This is a genomic window from Limosilactobacillus coleohominis, assembly GCF_016901675.1.
Classification (GTDB): Bacteria; Bacillota; Bacilli; order Lactobacillales; family Lactobacillaceae; genus Limosilactobacillus; species Limosilactobacillus intestinavium.
Map to the genome: position 1 here is coordinate 1 of NZ_JACJKU010000062.1, position 8,527 is coordinate 8,527.

Annotated in this window: 8 protein-coding genes and 3 pseudogenes; 4 read left to right on the top strand and 7 right to left on the bottom strand. The window is 38.5% G+C overall.

Going from position 1 to position 8,527, the window contains the following annotated elements; genetic code table 11:
* On the top strand, positions 1–612 hold a 612-nt coding region (locus H5975_RS06235), incomplete at its 5' end, for a tyrosine-type recombinase/integrase (RefSeq protein ID WP_204785321.1).
* A gap of 186 nt (positions 613–798) precedes the next feature.
* Here H5975_RS06235 and H5975_RS09265 read toward each other — a convergent pair.
* The 3 genes and pseudogenes from H5975_RS09265 to H5975_RS06250 all read right to left on the bottom strand — a co-directional run.
* A pseudogene (locus H5975_RS09265) lies at positions 799–888 on the bottom strand (IS3 family transposase); the annotation flags it as partial.
* 21 nt (positions 889–909) lie between these two features.
* Positions 910–1,743, bottom strand: coding sequence for an IS3 family transposase (locus tag H5975_RS06245; RefSeq protein ID WP_204785329.1), 834 nt, complete (start codon positions 1,741–1,743; stop codon positions 910–912).
* A complete protein-coding gene (locus tag H5975_RS06250) occupies positions 1,695–2,228 on the bottom strand; it encodes a helix-turn-helix domain-containing protein (protein WP_204785322.1) in 534 nt (177 codons plus the stop codon). Before H5975_RS06250 ends, H5975_RS06245 begins: the two co-directional genes overlap by 49 nt.
* 202 nt (positions 2,229–2,430) lie before the next feature.
* Here H5975_RS06250 and H5975_RS06255 point away from each other — a divergent pair, with 202 nt between their 5' ends.
* A complete protein-coding gene (locus H5975_RS06255; RefSeq protein WP_204785323.1) occupies positions 2,431–2,979 on the top strand; it encodes an NADPH-dependent FMN reductase in 549 nt (182 codons plus the stop codon).
* Positions 2,980–3,724: 745 nt separating this feature from the next.
* Positions 3,725–3,892, top strand: a pseudogene (locus H5975_RS09270) (IS982 family transposase); the annotation flags it as partial.
* A gap of 45 nt (positions 3,893–3,937) precedes the next feature.
* Here H5975_RS09270 and H5975_RS06260 read toward each other — a convergent pair.
* The 4 genes from H5975_RS06260 to H5975_RS06275 all read right to left on the bottom strand — a co-directional run bounded on the left by H5975_RS06260 (position 3,938) and on the right by H5975_RS06275 (position 7,293).
* On the bottom strand, positions 3,938–4,573 hold the full coding sequence (locus tag H5975_RS06260; protein ID WP_204785324.1) for a Crp/Fnr family transcriptional regulator: 636 nt from the start codon (positions 4,571–4,573) through the stop codon (positions 3,938–3,940).
* 19 nt (positions 4,574–4,592) lie between these two features.
* Positions 4,593–5,138 carry a DNA-binding protein gene (locus H5975_RS06265; RefSeq protein ID WP_204785325.1) on the bottom strand — a complete coding sequence of 182 codons (546 nt, stop codon included), beginning with the start codon at positions 5,136–5,138 and terminating at the stop codon, positions 4,593–4,595.
* Positions 5,138–5,368 carry a heavy-metal-associated domain-containing protein gene (locus tag H5975_RS06270; protein ID WP_204785326.1) on the bottom strand — a complete coding sequence of 77 codons (231 nt, stop codon included), beginning with the start codon at positions 5,366–5,368 and terminating at the stop codon, positions 5,138–5,140. Before H5975_RS06270 ends, H5975_RS06265 begins: the two co-directional genes overlap by 1 nt.
* A 74-nt stretch (positions 5,369–5,442) precedes the next feature.
* Positions 5,443–7,293: a heavy metal translocating P-type ATPase gene (locus H5975_RS06275; protein WP_204785327.1), complete on the bottom strand. Its 1,851-nt coding sequence runs from the start codon at positions 7,291–7,293 to the stop codon at positions 5,443–5,445.
* A 173-nt stretch (positions 7,294–7,466) separates the two neighbouring features.
* On the opposite strand from H5975_RS06275, the pseudogene H5975_RS09275 reads away from it, so the two are divergent.
* Positions 7,467–8,323 (top strand): annotated as a pseudogene (locus tag H5975_RS09275) (IS982 family transposase).
* The last annotated feature ends 204 nt before the right edge of the window (positions 8,324–8,527 follow it).

Genomic DNA, 8,527 nt, shown 5'->3' on the forward strand with positions numbered 1-8,527 from the left:
TTGTTATTGTGTACAAGTTATGGTGTATTATTTATGAAATATGTACACAGCACAAAAGGGGTGTTTGCTATGAAAAAACAGCATATTCAAAATTCAGAACCATTAAGGACTAGCTCTCAAATTGATCTGGTCCGGGAGTTGATTGCCAATAGGACTAAGGAACCACTTCGGAACCGTTTAATCTTCGATATTGGTATCAACAATGGTATTCGAACCAATGATATTCTTCAGCTCAAGGTTGATGATGTGGTCGATGATAACGACAAGCCAAAAGCCAACACCACTATTATTGAAAGCAAGACGGGCAAAAAACGGGTACTCCGATTCAATGAATCAATTAAGAACCAGATCAACAACTACTTAGACCAACGGGGATTTGATTCTGCCTGGCTCTTTGCTAATTACAGGAACCATAATGAACCGATCAAGACGCAAGCCGTATACCGTATGTTTAGTCGAATCAGCAACGGAATGCCAACGCTGAAGGGTCTTACTGCTCATTCCATGCGGAGAACATTTGGCTACCATTTCTACAAGCAAACTCATGATGTCGTTACTCTGATGAAAATCTTCAATCATTCATCACAAGCGATCACACTTCGCTATATCTGAATTGAGAGAGAAGACATCAACAAGGAATTGGATAACTTTGCTTTGTAACTTTACCATTTGGCAAAAACACCCCTGTTATTTTGCTTTCTAAGCCATTCTAAGAACAAATTCGATAACTTCTTCATGATATAAGAAAAGTCCCTGAGAAACTGAAGTGCAACAAAAAAGTTAGACAAAATTGATTATTTAAGCTACCAAGGTATGATTTCGGTATTCAACCGGAGTCATACCTTTTGTTTTTAAGGAGATACGTTGGTAATTAAAGTAATGAATGTATTGAGCTGAGAGTGATTTTAATTAAGCTAAGTCTTTACATGGCGGGAAACCATCTAATAACTCTGTCTTAAACAGGTGAAAGAAACTCTCCATTGGTGCGTTATCATGACAATTTCCCTTACGGGACATACTTTGAATAAAGTGATTATCGGCTAACTTTTGGGTATAGTACCCCAGTTGATAGTGCCACCCCTGATCAGAATGAATAATTGGTTGAGCATTATCAGGTAGCTTTGTACATAGCTCGTTGAGAGTAGCGGTAATCAACTGTCGATCAGGATGTTGACTCAATTGGAAGGCTAAAACTTCCTTACTGGCTTCATCGATAATTGAGGAAATATAAGCCCAACTGTGATTAGCTAAGCGAACTTGAGAAACATCTGTGTGGAGGACTTGATAAGGAATGGTGGCCTGAAATTGTTGTTTTAGTAGATTATCCGCAACTGTGCCTACATTACCTTCATAAGATGAGTATTTACCACTACGGTGGCGATTATACAGTGCCACTTGAACATCTAATTTCGCCATCAACTTGTTCACCGTCATGTCCGCCAAATGAATGCCCATTGCCCGCAGTTTTTGGTTCACGCGATGATAACCGTAGGTCCATCGTCCGCGGACTTGCCCTTCTTTAGCCACGCTAAGAATCACTTGCTTAACACTCGCATATTTATCATGATGGTTAGCGATGCGCTTGCGCTCATCATGGTAAGTAGCCTTAGGAAGGTTGATTTTATGAAGAATGTCACCAATCTTATAGCGATATTTCTTCGGTAGCGATGCTTGATCTGCCCTGATCTGATCAACTATTTGCGTTTTCTCTTTGCCTTGGAGGGTCCGAACAGGGCCAACGATTTTTTTAAGATGTCACGTTCCAATTTTGTGTCATAGAGTTCTTGGCTTTTCTTGGCAAGTTCTTCTTTTAAACGTTCCACTTCAGTCTTATTAGTAAGACGACGAAGTCGTTTCTTAGTATGTTTCACCTTTGACGGCCTACCTTTCGGGTGAGTTTTCAAGGCTTCAATACCATCTCGCTTAAACTGTGACCGCCAAAGTGAAATTTGGCACGCTTGCACGTCAAATCGAGCCGCTACTTTAACCATCGATTCCTCATGAGTTTGGTAGTAGTCTATCACACTCAACTTAAAATCTGCGGTAAGGGTTCGTGGATGACGACGCCGTTTCAAGGCGTCTATCCCACTTAAGCGATATCTTTGAATCCATTTCCTGATCAGTCGGCTACTGATACTGTATTTGCGCCCCAAGGCTCGAGAACTTTGTGGAGTAGTCAGATATTCGTGGACAATTTTAGCTTTAAAGTCAGGTTTGTATTTAGTCATAAAAAGTGCCTCACAATCGTTAGAACTTTTGTCTAACAATTATGAGGCACTTCATAGGTCTTAATGGCCTTTTTGTTTAATTTATGATGTTGTACTTAGATTGTAAATCCGGCGGATAAAATGGTTGCACTTTTTCAACAACTTGATATACTTATTATTAGTAAGTGCAACGAAGAAATTAATTTTGAAAGGATTGTTTGATATGACAAAATATGGTGTAATTGTAGGTTCTATTCGTAAAAATTCTTATTCTAAAGGGGTCGCTGAAGCTATCGTTGCTGGGTTACCAGACGACGCTGAAGTAACGTACTTAAATATCGCTAAGTTGCCACTATATAACCAAGACTACGATGCGGATTCACCCGTAGAATATACAGAATTTCGTCAGGTCGTTGCGGCTCAAGATGCGTTCATCTTTGTCACACCTGAACATAACCGTAGCATCCCAGCAGCCTTGAAGAATGCTTTGGACGTTGCTTCACGTCCATGGGGTCAAAGTGTTTGGGGCGGCAAGCCTGCTTTGGTTGCTTCCCAATCGATCTCTGGTAACTCTGGCGTCTTAGCACACCATGTTTTACGTCAATCCTTGGTCTTCTTAGACATGCCAACGATGCAACAACCAGAATTGTACATCGGTAATACTGATAAGTTGGCTGATGAAAATGGTCATATCACAAATGAAGACACCCAATCATTCTTAGCTGGTGCTGGTAAGCAATTCAGCGAATTTGCAGCGAAGTTTATTGGCTAAATAAGTCGTTAAATGGTAGATTGTAAAATTAATCTGAACGCTGTTCGGACAAAAAAGATCAGCTTCCTTTAAAATGGTGTTCAATTGTTCTAAAAGAGTTGGATAATGGTGGTTATAGTTCAGAACTAAATGCAGTTAACCAAGCTAAAGCTAAGTTATACGAAGCACTTAAAGCGCTAGAAACTGATTAAAGCTTACAGTTTTGTAGGCTTTTTTCTTTTCCTTAAAGTGTAACTTTTGAGTACTTATCAATGGGCGATATCGGCCACTTGGGATAAGCGCAAAGAATGGATAGGAGTGGAACCCTATGATATAGAAATATATGGGGATCAACCTACCTACTGTCAATATGAGTTTTATATGGTTTCTCATTGAAGTTTTCCACGAGCAATTACCAGACCAAAAAACCACCCGACTAACAGGGAAGCTAAAGCGATGTTGAGGGGCAGCAAGGACTGCGTGAGCGTAAAGGTTGCTGCTTTTCGGAGCAGAGCTAGAAAGATGCCATAATCTAGTTTTCTCCAGCATTTTGCTAGGGGAAAACTAGGTCGATACCCTGTCAGGGGACTACTTGAGCGATTACTTAAAATGCTACAAATACGCTCTTTTTACTGTTATTAGAATTATGTAGATACGCGAATTGCTAGTTCGTAACATTTAAAAAAGCCTAACAAGGTTAGACTCAAAGTAGACTAAAGAAGGAGTCCTAACCATGCTAAGCTAATCTCAGTCTAGTCTTAATCACATGGATTTCCAAGCCCGTTTTGATCATCCAAGGGCTCAATTTAAAATACTAATTGATTGGTTCGTTCCTTGTTGGTTCACCGATCGTCGTAACGGCAATAACACTAAGCTTGCCGATGAAGACTTATTGGCCCTCATGTTCCTAAAAGTTCACTATCAACTTACCACCTAGATGGCCCTCTATCGTTTGGTTAAGCATGCCTTGCCTGATAAACTAATTTTCGAATAATTCAATTCGACGTAATTGACGTTTCAGTTGACCTTGCTTTTCTAATAAAGCAAATTTACGAGACAGGGTCTCAGGTGTTGTTCCAAGGTATAAGGCTAAGTCCTTCATTTTTAAGGGTAAGGTAAAATTATTTTTTCCAATTTCATCTGTATATGTTTGTAAATACGTTAATAACCGGTCTTCAACCTTCGGCAAAGCCAACAAGTGAAGTTGTTTTTGCATTTCCGAAACTTTAACAATATTTAGTTCCAATAATCGAATACTTAATTCTGGCTGTTTATGCATCAACTTCAATAAATCCTGCCGTTTTAATAAACAAATTTCACTGTGTTCCGTAGCCTCGACGTAATTATTGATATTTTTTTGACCAAAAAGCCAATTCTCACCAATATAATCACCTGTATGCAAGATTTGCAAAACATTCTCATAGCCGTCTTCATCTAAGGTGTACTGCTTAGCGTTACCATCAGCGACAATTACTAAATTATCATTTATCGTTGGATCAATTATCACTTCACCCTTTTCATAGTTTTTATGCTGAACTAATTTTTCGATTTGCATCTTCTCATCCTGAGGTAAAGCATTAAATAGTGGTACTAAGTTAACACATAAATCAGCCATTAAATTCATCGTCCTTTAATTAAAAGTCATCATCGTCGTCTTCGACATACAATCCTTCTTTTAGTTCATGACCTAAGAAGTCTTGAGTTACCCGAATTTGCTCCTTAATCCAAGCCATTAAATTAGTTAAATTAGCAGATAATTCTGGCCAACTTTCATTGTTAGCTAAAGCAATTGCCTTAGTAATGAAGAGCGTTTGCGTATCAAAATCTTTTACCAAGGCAAACAATTGCTTATCACCCGTTAAATATTTACTACTTCCATCTTCTTCTAGCATAGTATATTCCTTAAATTGAGCTGTAATTGTTGGAATACTTTCACCATTATTAACCAATAAGTGATTCAATTGGTCAAATTCCTGACGTTCATAAGCAATCCAACCAGCAGCTTTTTCGGCTAAAAAAAGACTAGCAGATCCTTTAGCAAATAAGTTAGCTTGGTTAATCTTTAAAGAATGGATTAACAAGTTAGAAATAATGTGACCAGTCATGGCAGCTGCCGTTGGCTGATGGTGATCAATGTCGCTTTGCTTCAATTCCGCCTGGTATTTTTCTTCTGCATTCATCAGTTAAGCTCCTTTGCCTTAATTTCTTTTACTTCATAACCCATTTTTTCAATAGCTGTCTTGACGTCAACAGTTTTAGTCTTATCAGGATCCAACGTAAATTTTAGCTTGCCTGCATTGAATAAAACTTTGATTTGGTCGGTTCCATCCAAACTACCAACCGCCCTTTCAATTTTGCTTAAGCATGAAGGACAGGTCAGGCCAGATAATTTCATCATTACTTTTTCCATGATTAAATTCCCCTTCCTTATTAATTTACATATCTAATGATACTTTGTTTTGCTGATTATAAACTTGATGATCGTCAATTTTGTTGAAATTTAATTAATCGCATCCCGTTCAAGATAACAATTAAGATGCTAAATTCATGAATAAACATCCCACTTGCCATTGCAACATAACCCGCAAACAAACCGATGAACAACAATAAGACTGTCAGTAAAGCCATCACGATATTTTCACTCATGTTCAAAATTGTCTTCTTGGATAATCCAAGGGCATAAGTGATCTTTCGCAAGTCATTTTTAACTAAAACGATGTCTGAAACGTCAATGGCAACATCTGCTCCACTACCAACGGCAATTGCAACATTAGCATTGGCTAAGGCCGGACTATCATTGATCCCATCACCAATAAAAGCAATATGGTGTCCCTTAGCTCTTTCTTTTTTAACAAAAGCTGCCTTGTCTTGTGGCAACATTTGACCATGAACTTCATCGATTGGCAACTTCGTCGCAATTCGTTCAGCAGTTTCTTGATTGTCTCCAGAAAGCATCACGATCTTCTTAACCCCTAATTCTTTTAAGTGGGTTAAAGCATCATTAGCTTCTGGGCGCAATTGGTCTTTAATGCCAAAAACAGCTAATTGACTTTGGTCATCATTGGTAAAAGTGACAATTGAATTACCTAATTGACTCAAATGATCAATTGTTTTACCCAATTTTGCATTGGCACGAGTGTTTTCAACAATGAATTTTTGGTTACCTAAATAATATTTTTGATTATTTAAAGTAGCGATGATTCCCTTACCCTTAACAGTTTCCACTTTAATTGAAGCTGGTGTTTGTTTATTTAATTTGGCAATTGCCTGAGCTAAGGGGTGATTACTTTGACGCTCAATTTGAGCAGCTAATTTAATAATTTCATCTTTGGAACCATTCAATACCTCAATTGCACTAACTTCTGGATGTCCGATAGTCAAAGTGCCGGTTTTATCAAAAGCAATTTCATCAATCCGATGAGTTTGGTCCATCACTTGCGACCCTTTAAACATAATGCCATTTTTAGCACCATTACCGATACAAGCAACTGTAGATACTGGCACACCAATAACTAAAGCACCTGGGCAACCCAGCACCATAACTGTAACAGCTAGCCTAAGGTCTTTAGTAATTAAACCTACAACGATTGCAATTATAAGTACGGCGGGAGTGTAATATTTGGAAAACCGGTTAATTAACTTTTCTGTATGTGACTTTGTATCTTGTGCTTCTTCAACTATTTCGATAATTTTACCAAAAGTCGTATCTTCACCCACTGCGGTAGTTTCGACAGTCAATGTACCGTTTTCAAGGATAGTTCCTGCATATACTTCATTACCGGCTTTTTTATTAACTAATTTAGATTCACCGTTAACACTGGCTTCATTAAGATAACCAGAACCTGAAATAACCTTGCCATCGACTGGAACCTGATCACCAGTTTTAACTAAAATCTTCTCACCAGGATCAATGAAATCGACGTCTTTTTTCTCAGTTGAGCCATCATCTTGAACAACTAACGCAGTCTGTGGTGCCATTTTGGTTAAATCAGCGACGGCTGACCGCGTTTTCTTTAGGGTTAATTCTTCCAGTACATCTCCTAACATGAATAGCCAAGTAACAATGGCTGCTTCATTAAATTCACCAATAATGAAGGCACCGATTACCGCCAGCGATACTAAAACATCAATAGAAATTAATTTAACCCTTAAAGATGAAATAGCCGTCAAAACAATTGGAAGCACTCCGACAATCCCCACGATAAGCATCAAAGCCTGGTATGGTAAATTCATGTGCAATAACCATTTAGATCCTTCAGCAAGCAACAGCAGAATAGTATTAACAAGCAAAAGTTGCTTTTTGTACCTCATAAAAAATTGTTGTAACTTAATCATTTTTTCACCTCTCCCTTTCTTGACACTACATATCATAAGTAAAAAACAATTTAGATAACTTGACTGTTATCAAGATACTAGTATCTTTTTACGCGATTTGCTAGTTCGTAACATTTAACAAAAAAAGCCTAACAAGGTTAGACTCAAAGTAGACTAAAAAAGGAGTCTTTGCCTTGTTAAGCTACTTTAAGTCTAGTTATGATCGCCATGATTTTTAAGCGGGTTTTGCCCACACTTGTTCTGAATTACAACAGTTTATGCAAGATTTTGTCCCACTAAAATTTATGGAACGGAGCAATATTGAACACGTCAAACTATCTGACGCTGAGATAATGGCCCTAATGCTCCTCAAAACGCAATATCATGTTCCAACTTGGACGGCCTTTTACGATTTAGTGCAAGCTACGATCCCTTCGTTACCCTTGTTAGAGTTTTCCCTCCTAATCCGTCGGATTAACTAGGTCACACCAGTTTTTCAAGCAATTCGCCGAGGATTGCTAACGTTGACTACGCCTTCCCAAACAGCCATTATCGATAGTTATCCGCTCCCGCTTTTTCAAGGGGTTCGTAATGCTCGAGCTCACTTGTTTGCTGGGATTGCAAACATTGGCTATAACGCTACGAAACAGCTGTACTTCTATGGTTTCAAAGTTCACATGATCGTAGAACCTAGCGGCCTGATTCTCGATTATGAAGTGACACCAGCGTCAATCCATGACGTTAAGGCTGCTCCAGAATTGATTCAAAACTGCCCTTGTCCACAAATTCTAGCTGACGTCGGCACGTCGGTAAAGACTTACGAAGTAAGGTTAAGCAACAAGGTCACGACATCTGGACGCCGTATCGTTCAAATATGAAAGATGCAAAACAGCATAATAGGTCAGCCCGTAAGCGGACGCGTCGCCTTATTGAGACTGCATTTGCTAAATTGAAACTCTTGGGAAGCGAACAGACTTATGCTCGTAGTTTGGTGGGATTGCAAGCACAAATCGAGGCACTTGTCATGACGAATAATCTAGCAAAATTTTGAATGTTACAAACTAGCAATTGACGTATGTAGATATATAAAATAAGAGTTAGTGAATCTACTAAGACACTAGCTCTTTTATGTTACTTATTTATAATAATCCCGAAATGTCAATTTAAATTAGAAAAATGTTGAAAGCTGTTCATCTGTGACGTGACTTAGGAATACTTCAAGTGGTGTGCGGTAGTGAAGTGACTTCCGTGGAAT